1 protein-coding gene is annotated in these 363 nt (G+C 39.4%); it reads right to left on the reverse strand.

The annotated features are described in order from the left end of the window. The coding region (locus H4O21_RS28460) for a PA domain-containing protein (protein WP_502243755.1) at positions 1–363 on the reverse strand (363 nt) is incomplete at both ends.

The following is a 363-nucleotide window of genomic DNA, read 5'->3' on the forward strand; positions in this document are numbered from 1 at the left end:
TAGAGTCCTTAAAAAATGGGCCATTATCCACAATAGTGGCTGTTATTCTTTCCCTTCTTCTAATAGCATTGATAATGGTTTCGCCATCGTCAAAATTAATAAATATGGAAGGTATTGTAAACTCGGGATCGGTTACACCATACATATTAACATAAGGCACATAATTTGGGTCACTATCTGGATTGTTGTGATTTGCCACAATAACTGCGATGGCGCCTGCATCTTGCGCATTTTGAATTTTAGCAGTAAAATTGCAACTGCCTCTGCGAATTACAGCAATCTTACCTGCCATGTTTGCCGAATTTATTAAAGGACTACACCCTTCTTCAGGAACTACGCCACCATCATCCGCAATTACCAATG

Origin of the sequence: Oceanospirillum sediminis (assembly GCF_014164585.1) — a bacterium.
In the GTDB taxonomy this organism is placed as follows: Bacteria; Pseudomonadota; Gammaproteobacteria; order Pseudomonadales; family Halomonadaceae; genus Oceanospirillum; species Oceanospirillum sediminis.